This window comes from Spirabiliibacterium pneumoniae, assembly GCF_014884995.1.
GTDB classification, from domain to species: Bacteria; Pseudomonadota; Gammaproteobacteria; order Enterobacterales; family Pasteurellaceae; genus Spirabiliibacterium; species Spirabiliibacterium pneumoniae.
On the sequence record NZ_JABMII010000003.1, the window covers coordinates 38,124 to 60,939 of the forward strand.

Consider the following 22,816-nt stretch of genomic DNA (forward strand, 5'->3'; position numbering starts at 1 on the left):
CTATGGAACGCAAACAACTACGAATCCGACAATCAAGCCAATACAGCGACGAGACGATCTACGCTGCGCGCTACCTTTACCTGAAAAAATACACACCCGCAGAAATTGCCAATGAGCTGGGACTAAAAAGCCCACGCCCGATCTATTATTGGGCGGAGAAATACCAGTGGCGCAATATGCTGGGCGAGCGTGGAGTGGAAGAGTTGATCGCTTTGCGAATTATGGCGCTCTCTGATCGCGAGAATAAAAGTGATCAAGACATCAAAGAGCTTGAAGCATTGATTGATAAAGATATTCAATACAAAAAGCTCCGCGCGCAGGAGCGTGAAAAGGCCGCAAGGCAAGCCAACACACAGGAGAGTGGAGAAAACGCGCCAGTGCGCGCAAAAAGGGGCAAAAGTGCGGTTAAAAATGATGTTTCACACATCACGCCCGACATGGCACAGCCGTTTATTGATTCGCTGTTTACCTATCAACGCATATTGCGTGACAACAAAAACCAGCGCATTCGCAACATTTTAAAAAGCCGCCAAATTGGGGCGACCTATTATTTTGCCTTTGAGGCATTAGAAGACGCGATTTTCAGCGGCGACAATCAGATTTTTTTGTCAGCCAGTAAGAAACAAGCCGAGATTTTTTTGATCTACATTCGAAAAATGGCGCGGGAATATTTTGAGCTGGAGCTTAAGGGCAACCCAATCATCTTGAGCAATGGCGCGGAGCTGCACTTTCTTTCCACCAATAAAAGCACGGCGCAGGGCTATCACGGCCACGTTTATGGTGATGAGTATGCGTGGCTGCGCAACTTTGATGAATTTAACACCGTGGCGTCGGCAATGGCAACGCACAAAAAATGGCGTCAAACCTACTTTTCAACCCCGAGCAGTAAGCTGCACGCCTCTTATGCGTTTTGGAGTGGGGAAAGCTGGCGCAAGGGGTACAGCGATCGCAAGCAGCAGGCATTTCCAACCATGGCCGAAATGCGCGACGGTAGGCGTGTTTGCCCCGATGGTCAGTGGCGCTATGTGATCACCATTGAAGACGCGATAAAAGGCGGAGCGGGTACGCTATTTGATATTGATCAACTACGTGAGCAATACAACAAAAGTGCGTTTGAGCAGCTTTTTATGTGCGCGTGGGTAGATGACGGCGACAGCATTTTCAACATTAAAGATTTGCTCCGCTGTGCGGTGGATGTGGCGAAATGGCGCGATTTTGACCCGACAAGCACGGCACCGTTTGGTCAGCGTGAAGTGTGGGCAGGCTACGACCCCGCACACAGCGTTGATGGCGCAAGCTTTGTGCTGATAGCCCCGCCCGCGTTACCGGGCGAAAAATACCGCCTTTTGGCGCGCTTTCAATGGCACGGCTTGAGCTACACCTATCAAGCGGAGCAAATCCGCAAATTGTGCGAGTGCTACAACATCACTTACATAGGCATTGACACCAGCGGCGTGGGCTATGGCGTGTATGAAATGGTGGCTGATTTTGCTCGACGTGCCGCCACGCCGATTAATTATAGCCCCGATGTAAAAGCCGAAATGGTACTCAAAGTCTATGACTTGGTGGACAAGCACTTGATCGAATGGTCCGACAAAGAAAGCGACATCCCCGCCAGCTTTTTAATGATTAAGCAAACCAGCACCCAAAAAGGCAGCAAACAAACATTTGTGGCTGATCGCAACAGCCAAAATCAGCACGCCGACGTGTTTTGGGCGATTTGCAACGCCATAAACAAAAAACCGTTAAACGATAACAAGAAACGCCGCAGTGCGTGGAGATAACCATGAACAACACAGCAACAAAAAAAAACCAAACAGCCCAAAAAATGGTGGTTAAACCGATTGCGCCAACCGTGGCGCAGTTTTCCGCTAATGAATTGATCGGCGCGCCCGCGCTGGATTATTTAGGCTTAGGCATGCACCAGCAATACCCGTGTTATTTGCCACCGATTAACCGCTTTATGCTGGCGAAATTGCCCCACCAAAATGCGCAACACTGTGGCATTTTGCACAGCCGCGCAAATATGATTAGCGGGGATTATGTTAGCGGTGCGCTATCAAAACTGGATATGCGCGCGCTTTGCTTGAATTTGGTGCAGTTTGGCGACGTGGGCTTGCTTAAAATCCGCAATGCACTGGGGCAGGTGATACGGTTGCATGTGTTGTCGTCACTGTATTTACGCGTGGGCAAAGATGGCAACTTTCTTTATTTGCTCAAAAAATCTCTGGGCAATTTAGACAGCCCCGAAGACTATTACCAATACAATGCCAAAGACATTATTTTTATCAAACTTTATGACCCAATGCAGCAGGTTTACGGCTCGCCCGATTATGTGGGCGGCATTCAGTCGGCGCTGCTCAACAGTGAGTCGACCACCTTTCGTCGGCGGTATTTTAGCAACGGGGCGCATATGGGCTTTATTCTCTACACCACCGACCCTGATTTGAGCGAAGAGATGGAAGACGAGATCGCCAAAAAGATCAGCGCGTCAAAAGGGATCGGTAATTTCCGCTCCATGTTTATCAATATTCCAAACGGCAACCCCGACGGCGTGAAAATTATCCCAATTGGCGACAGTGGCACAAAAGACGAATTTGCCAACATCAAAAACATAAGCTCGCAGGATATTTTAACCGCGCACCGATTCCCACCAGGCTTGAGTGGCATCATTCCAAGCAACACAGGCGGCTTAGGCGACCCGATGAAAATCCGCACCGCTTACCGACAAGACGAGGTGCTGCCAATGCAGGAAATCATCACCCAGGCCATCAACGCCGACCCTGAAATTGTGGGCAAATTGCGGGTAATTTTTGAGCAAAAAGATGAAGATGAATCTAACTAATTGCTGCGCTTGAGGTTGTCAAAAGTCAAGAAAAATACTGTATAAAATGACAGGTTTTTTAGTTTTCAAACCCCCTCTTTTTTGGTATATTTTTTCTTGTTTGGTTGTGAATAGGATTAATGCAAATGGCGCGACAAGTTGAAATTTATTGCAAGTTCTGCAGCTCACCGTGTGTCATTAACAAGACGGAGCGAATGCACCACGATTTAAGCCGTTTTTATTGTTCTTGCCGTAATCACGAATGCGGCCACCGCTTTGTGCTTTCCGTTGAATACAGCCACGCCACCCGCGCCAGCAGCTATGTGAAAAACAGCCTAATTCATCACCTTATCAATCAACTTTCCGACAAAGAAAAAGCCGACATCATCAAGCTAATCAGCCAGCCAAAAATCAAAGAGAGTGCATAAAAAAACCGCCCACAGGCGGTTTTTTATTACGCAACACTTAGCTGCAGATGTTTTCCTAATGCAGACAGAGCCTTGCCAATAGTATCAATTTTAGTGTTATGAGATAGGTTAGTAATACGTTGCATTTCTTGCGGCTTAACATTGATGCGTTTTGCTAAATCCACATTTGAGATTTGTTGCGAAAGCATTTCATTGAGCAACAAGACTTTTGCAAATACACTTGGCGGCAAATCAATCAATACTTCATCTTTACGAGGTTTGCTTGGTAATGGCACAGGGCGTTGATCTTCAAAATAAAAATCCATTGCTGTCAATAAGGCATCTTTTGCCATAAAAACCGCGTCTTCATAGTCATCACCACAAGTGATAGCTTCTGGAATATCACGAAAAGTCACGTTAAAGCCGTCACCTTCTTTCTCAAATTTTGCAGGATATAACATTCATCACCTCATCTTAAAACAAGCCCCCTTGCGAGGGCTTGGGATTATTGAAGACCTAATTGCTTTTTAATCGCTTTCATCGTCCCCGTCTTAATTTCTTTTGACGGTTGTCGAGGCATTACCGATTGTTTGCCGCTAAGATAAAGTTTAATGTGATTTCCACCTTCTTTTACCTCAACGCCTTGCGCTTTCAGCCATCTTAAAAACTCACTTTGTTTCATTTAGCCTCCGTGTGTTTTAAGATGTGGTTATAATAAACATTTTTGTTTACTTTTGCAAGTATTAAAATAAACTTTTTTGTTTATTTTTTTACTATTCATATTCTATCAACGTGCTATCGTTCCACAACTCCTCTAGATATTCTGTAAATTTTTCCTTTTCTGTTTTGTTCGTAAAGCCGCTGATCTCAAACCCTTGTGAACTTGCCAGGCGAATGCGAACATTAACACCTGAAAACTTTTCCTCGATGCGCTTTGGTAACACCGTCTTTAATTGTTCTATAATGGCGGCTTGCGCGGCGGCTTTCTTTGAATCATGCTCTTTAGCAAAGCGAATATCTAATTGTTTCATGATGAACTCCTCACTGTGATTATACTGTATGTTTATACAATATAATCACAAGGGAATATCACGTCTAGTTTTTTATGCTGCAGCATAAATTGTGGCTTATATATCTTCCACCATGTAATTTAACAGCGCTTTGGCCATCGCTTGTGCGCCTGCCTTGGTTTCGAAGGCTAAGCCGCGTTGAACAATAGCCTCATCATCTCTACAATTTTTTTTAAGCAAACCACAACAATAACAGCAGTCACCAAGTAAATTAACTAAATAATACGTTTTATCATCAGCCCAAGTTTCCTCGGTAACACAAGGGGGCACTCCAACGTCATTGATAATGCGGTTTGGCTCTTCCCACATTCCGACAATATCAAACCCAGAAAAACCACCTTTGTCTTTCCCATTTAATAACCATTCAGCGGAAAGGACTGAATGATCAGCCACAATAAAACCTCGTAATGGAGCGGAAGTTTTATATTGTTCAGGGATAACATACTTCACAAAGGCTTTATCGCCATTCTTTAGTTTTACTGGCTCACCAGCCAAGGCTTTTTCCAAGTCCAAGTCTAAATAAAAATTTTTCATAATTACCCCCATAAAATTCTACAAAGTATCAAACTAAATCCCACCACTAGGATGTAGCGGAGCACGGCATCATCTGTCATCACCACGGCCAGCACTAACAACACGGTGGCGATGCCGTAGCCAATGCCCTTAATCAGTAGCCAGCATTTATACAAGAGATCCAGCATTTGCTTTATCCTCTTCAATTGAGCTGGCGCTGTGTGGCGTGTCTAGCACCGGTGCGTCGCCTTTCGGTAATTGCGCCAGCCAGTGGGCGATGCACTCGGCGGGGCTTTGTGGGTTACAAAGTGCAGTTGTCAGTTCGTCAATCATGGATCAGCTCCTTCAGCGGTATGTAGTGGGTGATTTGTTCATCTAGCCACGGCTTGTGGCTGTCGTTGTAAAAGCAGGCGATTAACTGTGGGCGGTTGTTGCCACGTATAGCTTTCCCCGTGCGGTAATCCAAAAACGCCACACGCCCTTGAGTGATGAAAAAGATCTCTTGCGCATGCTCGGCGATTAAATCAAACCAGCGGGTACTGGTGTCGGCATTGAGTAGCACGGCCACGTTGCAATCCTCTTCATTGCGGGCGCGAATGGCGCGCTCTACGAATGGCAGCGGGTTGGAATAAGGTGGATTCATAAACACTGCGCGGTTACGCCCCCACGCCGTGGCGAGCGTGTTTTGCTGCTCGCTGATGAAGTGACCGCACTTTGTGTTTTGCGCGTTGGCGCAGGCGTCCAGCTCAAAACGCAGTGATGTGATGCGCTCAATGCCAGCGAATACGTCGTGGGGCGTGGCCCAGTAGTCCTTTTCTTTTAGTGGTTTTGGTTGCATTGCTTTCTCCTAGCGTGTGAAATTTAGACGGATCGATCCCGTGGGTGGTCGTGCCGCTCGGTGATCAGCATGTTATTTTTGAGCGTGACGCTCTCGGATTTGGTCAAATAAAGCCTTTTGCCGTTCAAAATATGCTCAACATGGTGGTCAGTAACTTTAAACATCAGCCGTTTTAGCTCATTTTTTATGCTTTGCTTAAAATCTGTACTATTACAGTTACTGACACAAGTCCAAGGGCGCGCAAGCGCGCCAATGTCGGTGGCGCTATCCCGCTCTGTGCGTGGGTTCGGGCGTTTTTTGATAGTCCATTTTTTCTTTCTTGTTTTGATAAAATCGCCCAGGGCGGCGCAGATGTTTTTGGCGATGCCCACAATGCGTTTTTGTGGCTGGCCATATTTGTTGGTGCTGGTGGTTTCGTAGTGCAATTTGATTAGCCGATCCGCACGGGGCGCACCCGCGCCGCCTTGTTTGTCGATGTACCACGCATAGTCACCTAGATCGGCGCCAAACCACGTATCTTTGATGGCTTTATCTTTTATTTCACCTTCAACTAAGCGGCGCAATTCACGCCAAATGCTGACACCAGGGTCGCCGTAAAATTGAAATTGGCGAATGTTCCACCGGCTTGCCCACGCGCGTGAGCGGCTGGCATTTTCGCGCAGGGGCATATCGTCCACTTCGTCGGATGTTTCGCCCTTGAGCGCGTAGCCGTCAATATTTTTGGATATGTATTTGGTGATGTAACCCGTGGCTGAACCTTTGGATTTATCGCAGTCTTCCACCTTTACGCGATGCTCGGCCGCGCCTTTTTCGTCGCCGTCCACTTCCAGCCCTTTGCGGCGCAAGACTTCGGCCACCTCGTCGCGGCATTCTTGGCGCACAAACATCAGCATGTGCCAGTGTGGGGTGGCGTCGTGGTGTGGCTCGGCGCAGCGCATACCAAAAAACTTGATTTTGCGCTGGGCAAAAATGGCGCGCGCTTGCACCCACACTTTGTTTAAGTGGGCTTGTGTGTCGCGGGGGCTAGCACCGTTGTATTTCGGGTTTTCCCCGCCGTGGTGCAATTGCGCGTGGAATGATGACGGGGCGGTGAGCGTCACAAATAGTGCGTGCCACCCGTTGTGCTCCGCCCATGTTTCAAGGCCATTGAGGCGCGTCATCAATTCTTGACGGCGCAAGGCTGGGTTGGAATTGGATTTTAAATACATATCCAAAAGCTCTGCTTGGTCTTTCGGGTCGGCCACGTTTTCCAAAATCATGGCGCGCAGGAAGTCGTAATTCTTTTTCACTTGGGCTTTGTGTTCGGCGAATGCGTTGTGTGATACATACGCACTCGTGCGCTTTTGCACTTCACCGCAGGCGATGGCGATGTGTTCCACCATTCGTTTTTGGGTGGTGCGCATACGGCGCAGCCAGTATTTGGCGTCCGCCACTTGGCTCAATGCGGTGTCGAGCTTTTCACCCTTTAACCAGCGCAAGCCTTTTTTGGTTTTGGCCTTTTCCCAATGCGCGATCGGGAAACCGATTTTTAAACAAAATTCCCCGCACTGTTGATAAAGCTCAAGAAAGATCTCCCGCTCCGTTTCGGGCGTGAGGTTCTCCGCCTCTGGGCTTTTGGTTTTCATAAAGTCCACTTGATTTTGCTCAATAATGCTGGCCACGGTGCGGGCGTAATCCTCCAGCAGTGCGGGTGGGATTAAATAAAATGGTTGCTTGGCAAATTTGTTAATGTGCCGCTTAATGGCTGCGGTGTATTTGTGGGGTGCGTTTTTGTCAAAGTCTGGCTCGCGGTAATGCTGCATGGAAAATTGCGCCACGTGGCAGTCGTATTGGTCAAGCACAAGATTGAGCCGCTTAAACAGCACCTCGCGCATATAGGTGTTGGCTGCTTTGCGCTGCTTATTGCCGCACTTAAACGCGATGGAGCCGTCGTTTTTCACGGCCTTGTAGGCGTTCACATACAACTTGCGAAAGTGTTCGCGCTGGCGTTTGCGTGGCAGCTTGCACAGCCACTTTTCGACTAAGTCGTAATCGTCTGCGTTGGTTTCAAACAACGCAATTTGCATTTGGGTGGGGTTTGGGTTGCGCTCAAAAAAGGCTTCACGGCGAAAATCAACCGCCCTTGGTTGGGCGGTTTGTGTGGTGGCGGTGGCGTGGCTGACAGCGTGCATGGCTTACCACTCCAAATCACGAATGCCATTTAGTTCGGAAACAAAGCTGCGTAAGATCAACCTTGCGCAAACAAGGTTTTCACGTGTGAAGGTATTGCCTGTTACTCGAAACTCACGGGAAAGGATGAAATCAAAAAAACTACTGATTTGATCAAATGCCCAATTTTTACCTAACTCCCATGTGTCTTGCTTAGTGGCTTTTAGCTCGGTCACTTCAAGATAATTGCCGACCAGTGCCACTTTATAGCGGTTTTGCGCCAATTCGATAAAGTACTCCATAACGCCCCCATTAATGCAACGTGGCGATGGCTTGGCTGACAAGGCGCTCAAGTGCGGCGAGATTGCGCTGCGCAAGGGCGGCTAAGTGTTGCCAGTGTTGGCGCTCGGCGTCGGTGGTGGCGCTGTGGGATAGCTCCACAAAAACGTCAAAGCTATCTTGCCAATAGTAGAAATAGTGATTGACGGCATTCACATTAATGTTTTTGGCTTGAATGTTCATTTCATTGCTCCCTTTTTTGGTTTTTCGGCATCACAAATAAAATCTTTGATGGATACGGCATTGCCGTGGTTAAATGCTTTGCTTAGCTTGCGAATGCGGCGAAAGGCATAGGCTAGCTTTTGGCGTTGTTCGTAGTCGTATTTTGCGAAATTTTCGTAACGGTCTATTTCGGCAAGCGTGCATAAAAACGTTTTGTCTGACTTGTCGAGCCTGTTGTAATCTCGCTTGACATAAAACCGCGCAGCGCGCGTGAATGATCGCAATGCGCCCCAGTCATTTTTTCTAATGGTGGAGCACGGTGTTTTATCTTGCTGCATTGCCAACCCCACGTTCTTTGCGGTATGCTTTCAGCCAGATTTGATTTAATGCTTGACTTAACTTAAGGATTTGCCCCAATGACCGATCAGACTGATAAAACTGTTGAACAACTCCAAAAACAGCTGCTAGAACTTCAGGTGGCGCACTCGGCGCTTGAAACGTTGAGTGGGTGCTTGATTCGCGCTGTGGCGCGGCATTCACCCGAGTTATTGAGTGCGTTTGAGCAAGAGGTTTATCAGCAAGTTGAGAAAGCGCAGCAAACACATCAGCCAACAGCTGATTTCTTGGCGCATTACCTCGCATTTTTGACAAAAACGCAGGATTATGCCGAGTAGCTTGTCCAATATACCGTTCAAGGTGAGCCAGTGGGCTGGCTGCGCGTTGTGATGATTGTTCGGCGTGCTGATAGACTTTAAGCCATTGAGAAAAGCGCGCTAATTCAAGGCTCAATTTTTGGGCTTGTTTTATAAGCTGCGCGTGCACATCTTGATTGGTTGTTTTCATATTCCACCTCTAACTTGATTACATAAGGATTAACGATGAAGTTGACGTCCCAACAAGAAAAAATGTTAAGTGCCACAGCATTGAATAGTGTTTGCATTGAAGCGCTTGCTTTACTGTCGTCAGAGCAAGGGCAGCTGCTTGAAAAAGATTTTCCCAATGTGATGTCAGAGTTAAGTTTTGACTTAACTGATAGCCGTCATCGTGCACAGCTATCACAGAAAATAGCCTATGCTGAACGCGTACTCCGCCAACTCTCAAACGTGCTAGACGATGAACAGATTGAACAGCTAAAGCAGTTGATGAACGAAAAACAAGCCCAACTGAATGCCACGAAAGATCCATTTGATACATTTTGCCTCTCCCGTGAACTTAGCTATTTTTCAGCGTTGCTTGCTGATAGATAATCTGTTTCAGATAGGCATAATTTTTTGCAACGGTTTCTTTCCACTTGTCAGAAAGATAACGTGATGATTTGATATGATTGTTCATATTCCACCCCCGACCGCACTTTGTGCGGTTTTTTTGTTAGTTGATCACTTTGAATTGTTCAATGGCGTTGACGGCATCTTCTTCTTTCAACCAGAATTTTTTACCGCCTGGCAGACGAAAGGCTGGGATTACGCCTTTTCCAATAAGTCGTATTAATTTGCTGTGAGAAATCCCCGTGGCGTTGGCAAGCTCTCGCACGGAGATATAAGTCGGCTTGTTCTGTACATTTGTACACATTGCGTTATTTAGGCTCATAATGTACTCTCTTAAAAAACGTGTCTTTTGTGTCTTTTGTATTCTTTTGTGTCATTTGACACATATGAATGATATTTTAAACCTTTAATTGTGTCAATAGGGATTTTTGTGTCATTTGAAAATAATTTCCACTTTATTGGTGGCAAAGAAGTGATCTCACGGTTGCTCAAAGCCTATGGCTTTTCTAACCGTCGATTGCTTGCTGAGCATTTAGAAATGCCACATAGTACTTTTGGGACTTGGGCATCTAGGGGCTTTTTTCCTGCTGAATTGGTAATCCGTGGTGCTTTAGAAACTGGCGCAAGGTTAGAATATTTGGCTTTGGGGAAAGAGCCGGTCTTCAATGACGAAAGCGATCTCAAATCGTTTGAGTGCATCAAACTCGATGGCGGAAAGCTGATCGAAATGCCGCCGACGTCATTCACCTTGCCACATTTGCCACCTGATACTGACCCCGACAAAACATTGTGTGTAATCGATGGCGACCGCACTTTCTTTGTGGCGGTGGAATTTGGCGATTTGATTGATGGCGAATATTTGGTAGTGGTTGAAAACTCGGCATGGATTAGGCAACTCACCTTAATGCCAGGTAAACAGGTTCACATAGCTGGTGGCAATTTTGACTTTGACACCGCCGTGGAAAATATCAAAGTGCTTGGAAAAGTGATTTTAAAAATGGAGCGTGTGTGATGGCGAAAAGATTTAATCAAGATGCTGATTATCCGCTTGAGCATGTTAAATACTCAATGAATTTGATTGCTTTGATTAATGCGCTTTCATGTGATGGTGAAGTCAATAGAAATGAAATTCTATATTTAAACACGTGGATTTTAAACACCCTCGAAAGCTACTTTTATGGCAGAATACCTGATCAAATAACCTCCGATTTATTAGCTATCACGGATAACCTTTTAAATAGTCAGCTTGATGATAAAGAAATCACAGTCAAAGCAATTGGCTATTTTAAGACCATCACAGACCAGCTTAACGACTTTATTCACAATTATGCCCATCAGCACTTTTACTATCACGAGGCCTGCGTTAACTTTTTGCAAGGGGCGTGCATTGGCTTTTTAGCTGATAACAAAATCAATGATAGAGAACTAGAGTACTTGGAGTCGCTATTGGCCACCTATGAAGTGCTTAGAGAAGATCCTATTTGTTCAAAATTCTATGATGTCGTCATTGACCTAAAAGAAATTGATGATGTTAGCGAAAAAGAGAAATTAAAAAATCACTTAATGGAATTGATCAAGGATTTTAGTGGCAGTAGTGATGATATTATTGAGGGCATGGCGCTCGGAAAATCATTTTTTGACTATGTCGAAAATGTTAATTTAGATGGTAAGGTTGTTTGTTTTACTGGGAAGTTTAAGTACGGCACACGCAAAAAATGCCAACAACTGGCTATTGCTCAAGGTGCAATTGTTATTGATGACTGGCGCTCCGATTTAGATTATATCATTGTTGGCACTTTCAGCGCGCGTGGCTGGATGTACACCACCTACGGCAGAAAAGTAGAGATTGCGCGAACTTATCAAAAAGAAAGAAATCACCCAGTAAAAATCATTTCGGAAAGTCAGTGGGATATCCCACAAGAAAACTAATTTATGGCCGTTCGTAAAGACAAAAGCAAAGGCAAGTGGCTGGCTGAATTTTATAAAGGCGACAAGCGCGTGCGCCGTTGGTTTGCCACACGCAAAGAGGCGGACGGCTTTTTCGCACTCAATAACCCCGCCTTTCAATCTGAAACCGCACTTTCAGCCGCTGAAGGTGACGCTGCGCAACACAAGCCCACATTTAAGCCAGTGAGTTATTATGTGCAGCTGTGGTATGACTTGCACGGGCAAACGCTCTCCGACGGCGAGCAACGCTTGGCCAAATTGCTCAATGTGTGCCAACACTTGGGCGACCCGCTGGCGCACGATTTTGATGCTGAAGTTTTTGCGGAATATCGCCGCCAGCGTTTGGCGGGCAAATTTTCAGCCAACCCTAAACGGCCACCCAAACAAACCACCGTCAACCGTGAGCACGCCTATATGCGCGCGGTGTTCAATGAGCTGTCACGCCTTGGCAAGTGGGAGGGCGACAATCCATTAAAAGGCGTGCGCCAATTTCGTGAAAGTGAAACCGCACTGGCTTTTTTAGAGGCCGACGAAATCCGCCGCTTATTGGCGGAGTGTGACCGTTCGCGCAACCCTGATCTTGGGCTAATTGTGCGGGTGTGCCTTGCCACGGGCGCACGCTGGAGTGAGGCGGAGAGTTTGACAGGGGCGCAGGTGAGCAATCAGCGGATCACGTTCGTGCATACCAAAAGCAAACGCAACCGCACCGTGCCGATCAGCGCAGAATTGTTCGCGATGTTGCCCAAACGCCGCGGGCGGTTGTTTGGTGATGCTTATGAGGCGTTTTCAAACGCGGTGGAGCGTGCGGAGATTGATTTGCCCAAAGGGCAATTAACACACGTGTTGCGCCACACGTTTGCTAGCCACTTTATGATGAATGGTGGCAATCTGTTAGTGCTCAAAGAGATCTTGGGCCATTCCACGGTTGAAATGACCATGCGTTATGCACACTTCTCACCAACGCACCTAGAAAGTGCGGTCAGCCTGAACCCATTGCAGGGGATAAAATAGCCAAAGGGATTAAAATTTTCCCTAATCCCTTGGGGCTTTTGGTGGCTGTGGTGGCTGTTTATTTTGCGTCTTTTGCGTCTTTTGTAACGCTTAATTTATTGATTTTTAAATAAGTTATTGATTTAAAAAGAGCGGACAAAAGTCTTTAAAATCCCTCGGCTTTCGAGCTGTGCCAGTTCAAGTCTGGCCTCGGGCACCATTTAAAATAGTAAATCAAATCAAAAAGATAGTCGCTAACTTAGCGGCTTTTTTTATGCCTAATCATCACCGCACTTTTGCAAAAATTGCCCACTGGTGGCTGTTCGGTGGCTGTTATTTAAAAGTGACATTTGCAAAACGTCACAACAGCCACCGTCTAACTTAAATTTTGCTAAACGATATGTAGTTTTTTCACTTCACTTCTCTAAACATAATCTCAGAGGGGATGACGCTGCCTTGCCAGTAGAGTTCGACGGCAACTTGTTCGGCAAGATTGAGAAATGCGTGCGCGATGTGGCTCTTGGGGTTAGCTGCGACAGTTGGGGTGCCGCGATCGAGATCTTCTCGCAGTTGAATGTGCAGCGGGATTTTGCCTAGTACGTTGATGTGGTATTTTTCAGCCACTTTCTCTGCACCGCCTGTGCCGAAGATGGCTTCTTGATGACCGCACTTTGAACAAATATGCACGCTCATGTTCTCAATAATGCCCAGAACGGGCACTTGTACACGTTCAAACATGGCGATGCCTTTGATGGCGTCAAGCAGCGCAATATCTTGCGGCGTGGTGACAACAATTGCGCCTGTGACGGGAATTTGTTGCGACAGTGTCAGTTGAATGTCGCCAGTGCCTGGGGGCATGTCGATGACTAAGTAGTCTAAATCAGGCCACAACGTTTCTTGCAGCAATTGGCTCAGTGCGCTGCTTGCCATTGGCCCGCGCCAAATTGTGGCGTTGTCAGCGTCCATCAGAAATCCGATGGAGTTGGCATAAATGCCGTGGGCTTCGATGGCAACCATGTGTTTATTATCAGGTGATGTTGGGCGTTGGTCAGCAGCGCCTAGCATATGGGGGATGGAGGGGCCGTAAATATCGGCATCTAAAATCCCCACCCGTGCACCTTGTGCTTTCAGGGCAAGGGCAAGGTTGACTGCCACGCTGGATTTGCCCACGCCGCCTTTGCCAGAGGTGACGGCGATGATATTCTTCACGCCTTTTACCGGCGGGTGGGCGTTGGCGCGTTTGAGGGTGGCGATGGTGTAGTTGATTTTCCAGTCAATGTTGCAGGCATCTGTTAATTCACGCAGTTTGTCTGAAAGTGCGGTTTGAAGGCGCTCAAAGCCACTGTTCCACGCAAAGGGCAGTGTGAGCGCCACAGTGAGCGTACTGTCTGTGAGTTCTATTTTTTTCACAGCATTGAGGTCAATTAAACTTTTTTGCAAAGTATCGTCTTGAAACTGTGCAAACAGTGCTTCAATGGCACTTTGTTTGTCCGCTAATGCTGGAGAAAACGTGATTGTCATATCAAGTCCTTTATTTTTATACGGTTTTGGGATATATAAATTCGTCGCCACTATTTAACCACGCAAGGTGGGCTGTGTTAAGCACTAATTCAGTTTACGGCGAAAAAAGGGCTTTAACTAGCCAAAAAGCGCTAATTGGGGTAATATTACGCCGATTTATCGAATTTAAAATAAAGGTTTAAACCAACTATGTCTGATTTACGCAAAATTTTAGTGACGTGCGCCTTGCCTTATGCCAATGGCCCGATTCATCTTGGTCACTTGCTTGAGCATATTCAAGCGGATATTTGGGTGCGCTTTCAGCGCATGCGTGGCAATGAAATTTATTTTGTTTGTGCTGACGATGCCCACGGCACCCCGATTATGCTTAAAGCCGATCAACTTGGCATCACACCAGAGCAACTCATTAATGACGTAAAAGCGCAGCACACAGCGGATTTTGCAGGGTTTAATATCAGTTTTGATAACTATTATTCCACTCATAGCGATGAAAACCGCACTTTATCACAAGCGATTTACCGTAAATTAAAAAGCGCAGGATTTATCAAAACGCGCACCATCTCGCAACTGTTTGATCCCGTGAAAGGCATGTTCTTGCCTGATCGTTTTGTGAAAGGTACCTGCCCAAAATGTAAGTCAGAAGATCAATACGGCGACAACTGCGAAGTGTGCAGCGCCACTTATAGCCCAACAGAGTTGATTAATCCGCGCTCAGTGGTGTCAGGCGCTGTGCCTGTGATGAAAGACAGCGAGCACTTTTTCTTTGATTTGCCTGCCTTTGAAGGCATGTTGCGTGAGTGGATTCGCTCTGGCTCATTGCAACAAGAAGTGGCTAACAAAATGCAAGAGTGGTTTGAATCTGGCTTGCAGCAGTGGGACATCAGCCGTGACGCGCCCTATTTCGGCTTTGAAGTGCCTGATGCTGACGGCAAATTTTTCTATGTATGGCTTGATGCGCCAATTGGCTATATGGCGTCATTTAAAAATTTGTGTGAGCGTGAAGGCATTGATTTTGATGCGTTTTGGGCGCAAAACTCGAGCGCCGAGCTTTATCATTTCATTGGTAAAGACATTATGTATTTCCATAGCCTATTTTGGCCAGCGATGCTCGAAGGCGCGCAATACCGCAAGCCGAGCAATATTTTCGTGCATGGCTATGTCACTGTTAACGGTGAGAAAATGTCGAAATCACGCGGCACCTTTATTCAAGCATCAAGCTACCTCAAGGTTCTCGACCCTGAATATTTGCGTTATTACTACGCTGCCAAATTGAGCAACCGCATTGATGATTTGGATTTAAACCTGCAAGATTTTGTGCAACGGGTTAATGCTGACATCGTCAACAAAGTGGTCAACCTCGCCTCACGCAACGCGGGCTTTATCCAAAAACGCTTTGATGGGCAATTGGCGGAAACACTAGACGATCCTGCACTGTTCGCAGAATTTACCGCAGCGGCCGATCGCATTGCGCAATTGTATGAAAATCGTGAATTTGGCAAAGCTGTGCGTGAAATTATGGCACTGGCCGACAAAGCAAACAAATACATCGATGAGAAAGCGCCTTGGGTGGTAGCCAAAGATGAAAGTCAAAATGCCTATCTTCAACAAATTTGTTCACAAGGCATCGAAATGTTCCGTGTGTTAATGGGCTATTTAAAACCGATTTTGCCACAATTGGCTGAACGCGCTGAAGGCTTCTTACAAACCACGTTGACATGGAATAATTTGCAACAACCGCTGTTAAAGCACAGCATTGCGCCATTTAAAGCGCTGTTTAGTCGCTTAGATGAAAAGAAAATTGAGGAACTAATCGCGCTTTCCAAACAAGAAAATGCGGCAATAGCCCCCGCCAAAGCAGAAAAAACACAAAGTGCGGTCAAGGGTAATATGATCGAGCCAATCGCTGATGAAATCAGCATTGATGACTTTGCTAAAGTTGATTTGCGGGTGGCAAAAATTGTTAAAGCCGAAGCTGTACCTGAAGCGAAAAAGTTAGTTAAACTCACGCTGGATATCGGCAGTGAAACACGCCAAGTGTTTGCAGGCATTAAATCCGCTTATGACCCTGAACAGCTTGAGGGGCGATTGACAGTGATGGTGGCGAATCTTGCGCCACGTAAAATGAAATTTGGTGTGTCGGAAGGCATGGTGCTCGCCGCTGGCCCTGGTGGCAGCGAGCTTTTCATTTTAAGCCCAGATCAAGGCGCCGTGCCAGGCATGCGGGTGAAATAAAGCGTGATGAAACTCGACGAAATTGCTAAACTTGCGGGAGTATCGCGCACCACGGCCAGCTATGTGGTCAATGGCAAGGCCAAGCAATACCGCGTCAGTGATCGCACCATCGAAAAGGTGATGGCGGTGGTTAAAGCTCACAACTTCAAGCCCAATGCAGTGGCGGCGGGCTTGCGAGCAGGGCGCACCAACACCATCGGCTTGATTGTGCCCGATTTAGAAAACACCAGTTACGCCAAAATCGCCACCCGTTTTGAACGTGCGTGTCGCGATAACAATATGCAGCTGTTTATCTCATGTTCGGGCGATGATCCACAGCAAGAAAAACTTTGCGCGAAGCAGCTTATCACCCGCCAAATTGATGCGTTAGTGGTGGCGACCGCACTTTTGCCTGACGATGATTTTTATCACCAATTTGATTTGCCAATTATCGGCTTTGACCGCGAAATCAGCGCCAAACAAGTCCACAATATACTTTATGATGACGCACAAGACAGTGCCAAACTTGCCCGTGCATTGTGGCAAAATCACGCGCCAGCAAGCGTATTATTTTTTGGCGCAAAACCGCAATTAAGCATTAGCCAAGCGCGTGAACAAGGCTTTAAGCAACAATTCCAACAGTATCAAAGTGCGGTTGATATATTGTATTCGGCAGAATTTACCAAAGCCTCCGCCGAGCAAGCCTTTGGGCACTGGCTGGCACAAAACCAATTGCCAAGCGCCTTATTTGTCACCTCACAAACCCTACTACAAGGCGTATTTCAAACCCTACTTGCCCGCCACGGGCAATTGCCACAACAACTTATTATCGCCACCTTCGGCGATCCAACCCTACTTGAACTTCTACCTAACCCTGTGATCAGCGCCGTGCAACCTTATCACCATTTGGCGACCCACCTTATGACCGCTTGCCTACAAAAAATCAACAAAACCCCAACCGACATACTCAATGTGATCGAACGGGAAATTGGGTAGTCATTCTTTAGGATGCCTGTATCTAGATTAATAATTAAGTCAAGATAAAGTAAAAACTTGATGACCAATTGTTTTTTTTTTTGTACAATTTTGCTGTTTTAAATAATGAAAATTTGTTCTTTACAGAGGTTATCATGACAAAGCAGCACATTCCTGGACTAGTTGCTATTCCATTAACTATTTTTTTAGGTATTAGTTTATATCAAACAGCGTTAGGTTTTGAGGACTTACTTGGAAAACCTTTAGCATGGGCATTTTCCGCTGGTATCACCGTGATAATGTTCTATCTAACACTCCATGTTGGAAATAAAAGGATAAATTCTGAACCTATTACTGGCTTAGTTCTTTTTTATTTAATATGTTCACTTTTTTCATTTTCTGGCAACTTTAATGCGGTCTATACACAGTATCAAACAGAGCAACTTTATCGTGATGAACTAACACTTCATAAAGAACAATTAAATGAAACGTTAACATCTTCCACACGTGCATTAAATAACTTCTCACCAGAAGATAACGCTAAAAAAGTCAAAATAGAACAACTTACTGAACAGCTTGTCAGACAAATCAATGATCCAGCGAGACCTGGATTAGGTGCGCAAGCTAAATCGCTGGTACGAGAAATTGAAAACACTCTAGGGGAACGGCTTACTGAATTTGCAGGTAGCCCTAAAGAATTAGCACAAAAATACGAAGATAACATAAAATCTATTGTTGCAACAAAATATAAATCGGGTGATTTAGGCCGAGCAGAAAAACTCATTGAAGATAATAAAGCAAAAGCAGAGAGAATGAATAAAACAATAGACGATGTTTTATCATCTTCTCAGTTGGTCAAAGATTTAGGCTATCAAATCAATATGGAAGTAGTTAATACTATTAATGAGATCGGTATAAAAACTCAAGAATTAATAGGCGACAGCTCGAAATATAGTTTTCATAAAGCGCAGTTTGGTATTCAAGAAATTGGAAAGATTGCCTATTCCTTTAAATCTGGGTTCACGCAACATATCCTAGTTGCTTTTTTATTTTCAATTTTCTGCCTATTCCTCGATTGGGCAGTAGTGTTATATCTGATTGTTCGATATGGACGTGGTTATGTTGAATCATATAACCCACAATTACATAGTGAAGATATTTAAGGGGGTGTTATGAAAGATAATAAAGAACACGATATCACTTCTGATTTTTTTGATTTAGATGCGCCCTTTGATGATGATTTAGATATACATCATAAAGATAGAGATGATAAAGATAGTGAGATTTCTTTAGATAAGGGTGAGAAGATATCTAAAAAATTTGATGATATTGACCGTTTTTCATCAATAGCTTCTATTGATAATGATGACTTGCGACATACAAATCGGCGTGTCAGAACACGGGAAGCAAAAGCAAAGATGACAAAAAAGGAATATCGAGACCGTTTGGAAGAGCTCAATAAAGAAGCTGATCAGAAACATTATGTTCTTTTGTTTGGTGCGAGTAATTCAGGAAAATCCTATATCATCGCAAGCTTAATGCATTTTATGAATTCATATTTAGCGGGTACGACTCGTTTAGTTAGAGAAACAGCTACAGAAAATGAATCATTAATGTATAACCAGATGCTGGAAATGTTTGCGAATCCAGAAAAAAATATAGGACGAACAAGTGCGTTTGATTTTTATGAGTTAAATATTCGCTTTCAGCCAGAAGAAATTGAAAAGCCTGCCGTAGATATTACTTTTATTGATGCATCAGGTGAAAATTTTGAAAGAATTTATCACGGTAAGACAAATGAATATGTTGGTGAATTACCAGATTATATTGAAGTGATCCTAGAATCTGAAGTCGATTGCATGTTTGTTTTCGTTTATGACCAGTCTCTAAAAGACAGTGATCGCAGTGATAGAGCACCACAATCACAAGTCCTCAAAGCCTTCTATGATAAAATTATCAGTATGCAAGAGCGATACGAGCGTGTCTATCAAAAACTTTTACTGTTATCTAAATCTGATAAGATTCCAGAGCAAACGAAGAAAAAATATGGTCATAGTGCAAAAGCTTTTGCTCTTTCTCCGCCTAAAGAAAATCGTGCGCTTTTATCCTTTTCTAATCCATTCTTTAACGAAAGAAACAGTATGAATAAAACTATATTTTATTCAATGGGAACTTTTACTAAATATGATGATCTAGACAAATTTGATGAAGATTGTCCAAGACGTTTTTTTAACTGGATATACACAGGTATTACAGGTAGCCAAGGTGAAGGTGTGGTTATTCAAAAATTAAGTTGTCTGCAACGATTTAAAAAATGGTTATTGGGTAAGTAATATGGAAATTCACGACAAAAAATATCTTGGTTGGGGGATAATGGGTACTCCCGATGGCTTTCAGTCATGTACAGGTGGTGGCATTGAGCAAGAGATGCATTTAGCCAGCCATTGGGATCTTCCATCTGAAATTGCAAAGGTTTTACCTAATCCAGAATCAGGTGTAAGAGATCCTTTATTTCGTTTTACATCGTATAAAACTGAAGAAAATTATGTACACGCCTTTGCTGGATATGTGTCAATTAAACAAATGAGAAGCCATAGGTCAGGTACCTTTCTAGGGGCTTTTATTGAATCTTTAGATAGCCAATTTTCACCTAATTCAAGTGAAATGCTCATCAAGTCATTATTCACTTTGCTCAAAAAACAATATCATAGTTTTGTTGATTCAAATGAGAGTGTTTATAAAGAGGAACTAAGAAATAAAACATGTCCAATCAATAGTGATGAGTTTATAAATGGGATTTATATTAATCCTAAATTCTGTTTTGAAAGTCACAAGAAAATTCTAATTTATTGTAATTATAATGATTTTTATGACTTGGTTAAATTTATATTAGAGACGAGATTATTTGCTTTTTACTCTGATGTTTATTTTACCTACTCAGATGAGATTAATAAAAATATAAAAGAGATCTCTGGTTTAGATATTGTTATTTTGGATTTTTATTCTCTTAAATCAGTTTTTCCTTGTTTTTTAGATATTTCTTATTTGGCTATGAGTTCATTTAATGATAATTTGAATATTAAAAAAAATTATCAAAATGAATTAAATAAAATCTGTGAGAACTATAAGCTTAGTTTGCGTGAGGAAATTGAAAATATTAATCAGACCACAATTAAAAAAATTTCAAGTCTTGAAAATGAAGTTAAAGAAAATCAAGAATATATTTTAAATCTCGAAAATAGCCTAGAGGATTATAGTAAATTATCAAATTTGATTAAAATCATCACTTTAAATGTTAATGAATATCAAGGAACTGATGTTGGGAGAAAAATCATTACCCAAGATTTAGTTGAAGAAAACAAAAATTTAAAAAATCGATGTGATTCTTTATCTAAACAAAATCATGATATAAGAAATAAATATGATAAAGACGTTGAACATTTAAATAGAGAAGTTAAATTATCAAAAAAAACAAAACCAATTACTTATGTTCTAGCTTTTCTATCAATTGCGTTTGGTTTGGCGTTTTTAATTTTGTCTGCTATTTACTACTTTGATGATACAAGTGATAAATTGATCAAAATAAATTCAGAGTTAGAAATAGAAAGAAACAATAATATAAATCTTAAAGAGAATATGAGTAACCTTGATAAACAGTTGCAACAATTAAATGGTGATCAGGAAAGAACAGATATATTAAATAAATGTCTTATGGAAAAGGGAGATAAGAAAAAATGCAGCAAAGATTAATATGGTTAAGATTATCTCTATTGACTATCATTCTTCCTTTAAAAGCCAATGCATTTTTTGAAAGTAATCTGGATAAGTGTAGAGAATATTTTTCAACTGAAAAATATAATATTGCTGAAAATTATTGTAGGAAAGTTACAGCTACATCAGTACAAGACTATTCTGATGCACAAGAAATTTTAGGACGAATTTTTTTACAAAATAAAGAATACAAGGTTGCTTTGATAGCATTTAAAAAGGCTATCGATTTTAGTAAAAATGGTGCGGCGTTCTCAGCTTTTTCGATCGCTCAAATGTATAAAGAAGGACTGGGAGTTGAAAAAAATGATATTACAGCACAAGGTTACTATCAAAAATCCTGTAAATTCGGATACCCAGAAGGGTGTGGTCAGTCTGAATTGTTAAAGCAAAAGATAGATGAAATTAGTAAAGCTAAGGAAAAAGAGAAAAAAGAACAAGCTGATATAATAAAGAAAGAAAATGATGATAATATAAAAAAAGAGCAAAAAGAAGCACAGTCAAGTAAAGAAGTGGATAATAATAAAAAGAGTGATGAGCTTAGATCTGTATCGTCAGGATTAGATGATTTTAACAAAAGTTATTCTAAAAAATCGTTCAATCAAAAGTGGGGAATTATTGATGGTAATGGTAAATGGATCATTGAACCTATTTTTGATAGTATTGAAAAACTAAAAAATGGAAATTTTAAAGTAATACTAAATAGGTTTATTAGTGAAATAAATCCAGTAGCTCAAACATATAATCCAATTGGAGTTTTTAATACGATCAATGGAAAACGCTCTTTGGCTACATTTCACGAAGGATTGGTTAAATATGAGATTAGTGGTTTATGGGGTTATTTGGACCAAGATTTTCGGGTCGCGATAAAAAATCAATTTGCCTATTCTGCTAATTTTTATGAAGGCTTAGCGGCAGTGAAAACTTTTGATAATCTGTGGGGATTTATTGATAGGAAAGGATTTTTAAAAATTTCATCCAAATTTAACTGTGTTTATCGATTTCAAGAGGGGTTAGCTGCTGTTAATCTTGGTGGTTATGATAACGGCAGTTACTGTGAAGGCGGCAAATGGGGCTTTATCACTCGGGATGGTCAATGGAAAATTCAGCCAGTGTTAGACCATGCATCATCTTTTAAAAACGGAAAAGCTAAAATAACATTTCAAGGTCAAACAGGCGTGATTGACCGTAATGGTCAGTGGGTACAATAGACTATGTTTAAGCTATCACATCCACCGCACTTTAATTTTATCTCGCACTATGTTTCATAATGCGGTCTTTGTCGCGGGCCCATTCGCGGTCTTTGATGCTATCGCGTTTGTCGTGTTGTTTTTTACCTTTGGCTAGACCAATTTTCACTTTAGCCCAGGCGGCTTTCCAATAGAGGGAGAGTGCAACCACCGTGAAGCCATCGCGGCTGGTTTTGCCGTAAAGCGTGTCGAGTTGGCGTTTGTTGAGCAGTAATTTGCGAGTGCGAGTTGGATCCGCCACTACGTGGGTTGAGGCGACGTTGAGAGGCGTGATTTGAGCACCGAAAAGATAGGCTTCGCCGTTTTTAAAAATGACGTAGCTGTCGGCGATATTGGCTTTGCCTGCGCGCAGCGATTTCACTTCCCAGCCTTGTAGCGAGAGGCCTGCTTCAATTTCATCTTCAATAAAATAGTCGTGGCGTGCGCGTTTGTTGAGCGCAATGGTGTTGGAGCCTGGTTTTATTTTCTTTTTTGCCATAATCTGTGCGTGTTGTGCGATAAAGTTTAATTGTAACAAGTTCAGCGCGGTTATAAAAGCCGAGCGTGCGCAAAATTGTTAGCCATAGCGCGTGATGATTTGTTATGCTA

At 43.4% G+C, this 22,816-nt stretch carries 28 protein-coding genes; 13 read left to right on the forward strand and 15 right to left on the reverse strand.

The window, feature by feature from the left end; genetic code table 11:
• Nucleotides 1-2: 2 nt before the first annotated feature.
• The 3 genes from HPC38_RS01645 to HPC38_RS01655 all read left to right on the forward strand — a co-directional run bounded on the left by HPC38_RS01645 (nucleotide 3) and on the right by HPC38_RS01655 (nucleotide 3,252).
• Nucleotides 3-1,784, forward strand: coding sequence for a terminase large subunit domain-containing protein (locus HPC38_RS01645; RefSeq protein WP_208119541.1), 1,782 nt, complete (start codon nucleotides 3-5; stop codon nucleotides 1,782-1,784).
• Nucleotides 1,785-1,786: 2 nt separating this feature from the next.
• Entirely contained in the window at nucleotides 1,787-2,845 is a 1,059-nt protein-coding gene (locus tag HPC38_RS01650; protein ID WP_408021835.1) for a phage portal protein, read from the forward strand.
• Nucleotides 2,846-2,970: 125 nt separating this feature from the next.
• Entirely contained in the window at nucleotides 2,971-3,252 is a 282-nt protein-coding gene (locus HPC38_RS01655) for an ogr/Delta-like zinc finger family protein (protein WP_208119542.1), read from the forward strand.
• Nucleotides 3,253-3,278: 26 nt separating this feature from the next.
• Here the strand turns inward: HPC38_RS01655 and HPC38_RS01660 are convergent, their stop codons facing one another.
• The 12 genes from HPC38_RS01660 to HPC38_RS01715 all read right to left on the reverse strand — a co-directional run bounded on the left by HPC38_RS01660 (nucleotide 3,279) and on the right by HPC38_RS01715 (nucleotide 9,144).
• On the reverse strand, nucleotides 3,279-3,692 hold the full coding sequence (locus HPC38_RS01660) for a type II toxin-antitoxin system HicB family antitoxin (RefSeq protein WP_208119543.1): 414 nt from the start codon (nucleotides 3,690-3,692) through the stop codon (nucleotides 3,279-3,281).
• 44 nt (nucleotides 3,693-3,736) lie between these two features.
• A complete protein-coding gene (locus HPC38_RS01665) occupies nucleotides 3,737-3,913 on the reverse strand; it encodes a type II toxin-antitoxin system HicA family toxin (protein WP_208119544.1) in 177 nt (58 codons plus the stop codon).
• Nucleotides 3,914-4,004: 91 nt separating this feature from the next.
• Nucleotides 4,005-4,262: a DinI-like family protein gene (locus HPC38_RS01670; protein WP_208119545.1), complete on the reverse strand. Its 258-nt coding sequence runs from the start codon at nucleotides 4,260-4,262 to the stop codon at nucleotides 4,005-4,007.
• A gap of 96 nt (nucleotides 4,263-4,358) precedes the next feature.
• Nucleotides 4,359-4,835 (reverse strand): hypothetical protein, encoded by a 477-nt coding sequence (locus HPC38_RS01675; RefSeq protein WP_208119546.1) that lies wholly within the window; start codon nucleotides 4,833-4,835, stop codon nucleotides 4,359-4,361.
• Nucleotides 4,836-4,837: 2 nt separating this feature from the next.
• Nucleotides 4,838-5,002 carry a hypothetical protein gene (locus tag HPC38_RS01680; RefSeq protein WP_208119547.1) on the reverse strand — a complete coding sequence of 55 codons (165 nt, stop codon included), beginning with the start codon at nucleotides 5,000-5,002 and terminating at the stop codon, nucleotides 4,838-4,840.
• Nucleotides 4,983-5,147: a hypothetical protein gene (locus tag HPC38_RS01685; protein WP_208119548.1), complete on the reverse strand. Its 165-nt coding sequence runs from the start codon at nucleotides 5,145-5,147 to the stop codon at nucleotides 4,983-4,985. Before HPC38_RS01685 ends, HPC38_RS01680 begins: the two co-directional genes overlap by 20 nt.
• Nucleotides 5,140-5,652, reverse strand: a complete 513-nt coding sequence (locus HPC38_RS01690) for a phage N-6-adenine-methyltransferase (RefSeq protein ID WP_208119549.1) — start codon at nucleotides 5,650-5,652, stop codon at nucleotides 5,140-5,142. The genes HPC38_RS01685 and HPC38_RS01690 overlap by 8 nt, the downstream gene beginning before the upstream one ends.
• Nucleotides 5,653-5,675: 23 nt before the next feature.
• Nucleotides 5,676-7,823, reverse strand: a complete 2,148-nt coding sequence (locus tag HPC38_RS01695) for a replication endonuclease (RefSeq protein WP_208119550.1) — start codon at nucleotides 7,821-7,823, stop codon at nucleotides 5,676-5,678.
• A gap of 3 nt (nucleotides 7,824-7,826) precedes the next feature.
• Nucleotides 7,827-8,102, reverse strand: coding sequence for a hypothetical protein (locus tag HPC38_RS01700; protein WP_208119551.1), 276 nt, complete (start codon nucleotides 8,100-8,102; stop codon nucleotides 7,827-7,829).
• Nucleotides 8,103-8,112: 10 nt separating this feature from the next.
• On the reverse strand, nucleotides 8,113-8,322 hold the full coding sequence (locus tag HPC38_RS01705) for a hypothetical protein (protein ID WP_208119552.1): 210 nt from the start codon (nucleotides 8,320-8,322) through the stop codon (nucleotides 8,113-8,115).
• Nucleotides 8,319-8,639, reverse strand: a complete 321-nt coding sequence (locus HPC38_RS01710; RefSeq protein ID WP_208119553.1) for a hypothetical protein — start codon at nucleotides 8,637-8,639, stop codon at nucleotides 8,319-8,321. The genes HPC38_RS01705 and HPC38_RS01710 overlap by 4 nt, the downstream gene beginning before the upstream one ends.
• Entirely contained in the window at nucleotides 8,626-9,144 is a 519-nt protein-coding gene (locus tag HPC38_RS01715; protein ID WP_208119554.1) for a hypothetical protein, read from the reverse strand. The genes HPC38_RS01710 and HPC38_RS01715 overlap by 14 nt, the downstream gene beginning before the upstream one ends.
• Nucleotides 9,145-9,179: 35 nt before the next feature.
• Between HPC38_RS01715 and HPC38_RS01720 the strand changes: the two genes are divergently transcribed.
• Nucleotides 9,180-9,548 carry a hypothetical protein gene (locus HPC38_RS01720; protein WP_208119555.1) on the forward strand — a complete coding sequence of 123 codons (369 nt, stop codon included), beginning with the start codon at nucleotides 9,180-9,182 and terminating at the stop codon, nucleotides 9,546-9,548.
• A gap of 121 nt (nucleotides 9,549-9,669) precedes the next feature.
• On the opposite strand, the gene HPC38_RS01725 is transcribed toward HPC38_RS01720, so the two are convergent.
• On the reverse strand, nucleotides 9,670-9,888 hold the full coding sequence (locus HPC38_RS01725) for an excisionase family DNA-binding protein (RefSeq protein ID WP_208119556.1): 219 nt from the start codon (nucleotides 9,886-9,888) through the stop codon (nucleotides 9,670-9,672).
• A 108-nt stretch (nucleotides 9,889-9,996) separates the two neighbouring features.
• Here HPC38_RS01725 and HPC38_RS10555 point away from each other — a divergent pair, with 108 nt between their 5' ends.
• The 3 genes from HPC38_RS10555 to HPC38_RS01740 are packed head-to-tail and all read left to right on the forward strand — an operon-like array spanning nucleotide 9,997 to nucleotide 12,524.
• Nucleotides 9,997-10,578 carry a helix-turn-helix transcriptional regulator gene (locus tag HPC38_RS10555; RefSeq protein WP_208119557.1) on the forward strand — a complete coding sequence of 194 codons (582 nt, stop codon included), beginning with the start codon at nucleotides 9,997-9,999 and terminating at the stop codon, nucleotides 10,576-10,578.
• Nucleotides 10,578-11,495 (forward strand): BRCT domain-containing protein, encoded by a 918-nt coding sequence (locus HPC38_RS01735; protein WP_208119558.1) that lies wholly within the window; start codon nucleotides 10,578-10,580, stop codon nucleotides 11,493-11,495. The genes HPC38_RS10555 and HPC38_RS01735 overlap by 1 nt, the downstream gene beginning before the upstream one ends.
• Before the next feature lie 3 nt (nucleotides 11,496-11,498).
• Nucleotides 11,499-12,524, forward strand: a complete 1,026-nt coding sequence (locus HPC38_RS01740) for a phage integrase (RefSeq protein WP_208119559.1) — start codon at nucleotides 11,499-11,501, stop codon at nucleotides 12,522-12,524.
• Nucleotides 12,525-12,914: 390 nt separating this feature from the next.
• Here the strand turns inward: HPC38_RS01740 and apbC are convergent, their stop codons facing one another.
• The gene (apbC, locus tag HPC38_RS01745) at nucleotides 12,915-14,024 is read right to left on the reverse strand and encodes an iron-sulfur cluster carrier protein ApbC (RefSeq protein WP_208119560.1); all 1,110 of its coding nucleotides are present in this window, start codon (nucleotides 14,022-14,024) and stop codon (nucleotides 12,915-12,917) included.
• Between the two features lie 189 nt (nucleotides 14,025-14,213).
• Here apbC and metG point away from each other — a divergent pair, with 189 nt between their 5' ends.
• The 6 genes from metG to HPC38_RS01775 all read left to right on the forward strand — a co-directional run bounded on the left by metG (nucleotide 14,214) and on the right by HPC38_RS01775 (nucleotide 22,189).
• Nucleotides 14,214-16,256: a methionine--tRNA ligase gene (gene metG / locus HPC38_RS01750; protein ID WP_208119561.1), complete on the forward strand. Its 2,043-nt coding sequence runs from the start codon at nucleotides 14,214-14,216 to the stop codon at nucleotides 16,254-16,256.
• Nucleotides 16,257-16,262: 6 nt separating this feature from the next.
• Nucleotides 16,263-17,231, forward strand: a complete 969-nt coding sequence (cra, locus tag HPC38_RS01755) for a catabolite repressor/activator (protein WP_235977583.1) — start codon at nucleotides 16,263-16,265, stop codon at nucleotides 17,229-17,231.
• Nucleotides 17,232-17,365: 134 nt separating this feature from the next.
• A complete protein-coding gene (locus HPC38_RS01760) occupies nucleotides 17,366-18,373 on the forward strand; it encodes a hypothetical protein (protein WP_208119563.1) in 1,008 nt (335 codons plus the stop codon).
• Between the two features lie 9 nt (nucleotides 18,374-18,382).
• Complete coding sequence (locus tag HPC38_RS01765) at nucleotides 18,383-19,543, forward strand: hypothetical protein (protein WP_208119564.1); 1,161 nt, start codon at nucleotides 18,383-18,385, stop codon at nucleotides 19,541-19,543.
• Nucleotide 19,544: 1 nt separating this feature from the next.
• The gene (locus HPC38_RS01770) at nucleotides 19,545-20,960 is read left to right on the forward strand and encodes a hypothetical protein (RefSeq protein ID WP_208119565.1); all 1,416 of its coding nucleotides are present in this window, start codon (nucleotides 19,545-19,547) and stop codon (nucleotides 20,958-20,960) included.
• Nucleotides 20,945-22,189, forward strand: coding sequence for a WG repeat-containing protein (locus HPC38_RS01775; RefSeq protein ID WP_208119566.1), 1,245 nt, complete (start codon nucleotides 20,945-20,947; stop codon nucleotides 22,187-22,189). Before HPC38_RS01770 ends, HPC38_RS01775 begins: the two co-directional genes overlap by 16 nt.
• Before the next feature lie 37 nt (nucleotides 22,190-22,226).
• On the opposite strand, the gene smpB is transcribed toward HPC38_RS01775, so the two are convergent.
• Complete coding sequence (gene smpB / locus HPC38_RS01780; protein WP_208119567.1) at nucleotides 22,227-22,706, reverse strand: SsrA-binding protein SmpB; 480 nt, start codon at nucleotides 22,704-22,706, stop codon at nucleotides 22,227-22,229.
• Nucleotides 22,707-22,816: the final 110 nt, after the last annotated feature.